We start from the raw sequence: 2,206 nt of genomic DNA, 5'->3' as shown, positions 1-2,206 counted from the left end.
CTCCGATGCAGGCATGGCCTATCTGAAGCGACTGGTTCCAGAAAAATACAAGGTTGGAAAACCGTTCGTCTGATGCCGGCCTCTTCTGATGCCGGATATCTTGTGATGCTTGACTGGTTCAGCAAGACGAAGGTCGACACCGTTACAACCATGCTGACGGAGCCGTTCGTGCATGATTTCGTGCGCGCCAACATCTGGCATCTTCGCGGCCGCGACATCGACCTGCTTGTCGACACCGGCATGGGCATCCGCCCGCTGGCGCCGGAGATCGACACGCCGGCGGGCAAGCCGCTGCTCGTCGTCGCCACCCATATCCATCTCGACCATGTCGGCTCGCTGCACGAATTCCCGCTGCGGGCCGGGCCGAGACACAGCGCCGCGTATTTCAACAGCATGGATGACGCCGTCACCTACGCCCACATGTTCCACGATCTCGAAGACGCCGTCTCGAAGTTGCCGGCGCCCGGCTGGAAAGCCGCCGATTACAAGATTCCGCCGGCGCCGCTGATGCGAACACTTGACGAGGGCGACACGGTCGATCTCGGTGACCGGCTGTTCCGCGTGCTGCATCTGCCCGGCCATTCGCCCGATTCGATCGCGTTGTTCGACGAGGCCGACGGCCTGTTCTTCGCCGGCGACGCCATCTACGACGCGATGCTGATCGACGACCTGCCGGACTCCGACCGATCAGCCTATCGCCGGACGATGCAGCGGCTGCTCGATCTGCCGATCCGCATCGGTCATGGCGGTCACGGCCCGAGCTTCGACGCCAAACGGATGCGCGAGATCGCCAACGGCTATCTCAGGCGGACAGACGGGATCGGCGCATAAGAGGCTTCGATGGCCGGCAGGACAGAGCCCGGAAGACATGCGAGCTCGTGATCCCTGTCGGCAATTTGTTCTTGTTATCCATTTCCGCATGGTGCTGATCGCGCCAACAACCCGCTGCAAGGCGGGTTTGTTGTTTCAGGTCGGCGCTACTCCTCTTCATCAAGGGTTCGACTCCAGCCATGCATCTGGCGAGCGGGCGACACCGACCCGATAAATTAAATCTTCGTAATATCATCTGGTAACCGCAATCGCCGCCCTAGATGCGGGGGCTGTCGATCCGGTCGGCTGCCTGCCAGGCGAGACAGGCAAGACGACCCTCGACACGCCGAATGGGCGATTCCCCAACCGGAACGCAACGGTGCCCGACCAATTTCTCGCCCGGACAATGGCCATGTCACCCATCCACATTCTTCGCAGACATCGCGTCGCCGCCTTGCTGGGCGCCGCACTGATTGTCAGCCCTTTCGTCGTGCCCCTCGCCCCCAGACTGAATGGCGCTCTGGCAGAAACAGTGACCCCTCCCGTCACCGGGATGACGGTGCCGAATGGATCGTTTGCCCCGATCGTGGCGGCCGACAAACCGGCAGTGGTGACGATCACCACTGTCATGAAGGCACAGTCGGAGACCATGAGCGACGCTGCTCCGTTCGGCGACAACTCACCCTTCGACGACTATTTCCGCCAGTTCTTCGGCGACCAGGGATTGCCCGGCCCCAGGACACCGCCGCCACAGCAGGCGCCCCGCGCAGAGGCGCTGGGTTCCGGCTTCATCGTCGCCGCCGATGGCACCATCGTCACCAACAATCACGTCATCGACGGCGCCACGTCGATCAAGGTCACTCTCGACGACGGCACCGAACTTCCCGCCGAGCTGGTTGGTCGCGACGCCAAGAACGACCTCGCCGTCCTCAAGATCAAATCCGACAAGACTTTGCCGACCGTCAAATGGGGCGACTCCGACAAGCTCATGCCGGGCGACCAGGTGCTCGCTTTCGGCAACCCGTTCGGCCTCGGCACCACGGTTACATCCGGCATCGTCTCGGCGCGCGGCCGCGATCTGCACAGCGGGCCGTTTGACGATTTCATTCAGATCGACGCACCGATCAACCACGGCAATTCAGGCGGTCCGCTGATGGATGTGAGCGGCAACGTCGTCGGCATCAACACGGCGATCTTTTCGCCGAATGGCGGCAGCGTCGGCGTCGGCTTCGCCATCCCGTCGGACCAGGCGCAAAAAGTGGTCGCCAAGCTGATGAAGGGTGACTCCATTCAATACGGCTATCTCGGCGTCCAGATCCAGCCGGTGACGCCCGATATTGCGAGCGCTGTCGGCCTCGATCAGCCCAGTGGTGCGCTGGTTTCCGCGGTTACTGAC

The 2,206-nt window shown here is 62.3% G+C and carries 2 protein-coding genes; both read left to right on the top strand.

The genetic code is table 11. The annotated features are described in order from the left end of the window. The first annotated feature begins 105 nt into the window (after window positions 1–105). A complete protein-coding gene (locus tag EOA86_RS31695) occupies window positions 106–831 on the top strand; it encodes an MBL fold metallo-hydrolase (RefSeq protein ID WP_128345204.1) in 726 nt (241 codons plus the stop codon). Window positions 832–1,222: 391 nt separating this feature from the next. Beyond that, window positions 1,223–2,206 (top strand): trypsin-like peptidase domain-containing protein (locus EOA86_RS31690; RefSeq protein ID WP_128345205.1); only part of this gene is annotated, 984 nt, incomplete at its 3' end.

Origin of the sequence: Mesorhizobium sp. M5C.F.Ca.IN.020.32.2.1 (genome assembly GCF_004023105.1) — a bacterium.
In the GTDB taxonomy this organism is placed as follows: domain Bacteria; phylum Pseudomonadota; class Alphaproteobacteria; order Rhizobiales; family Rhizobiaceae; genus Mesorhizobium; species Mesorhizobium wenxiniae.
This window is presented reverse-complemented; position numbering and strand designations above follow the sequence as displayed.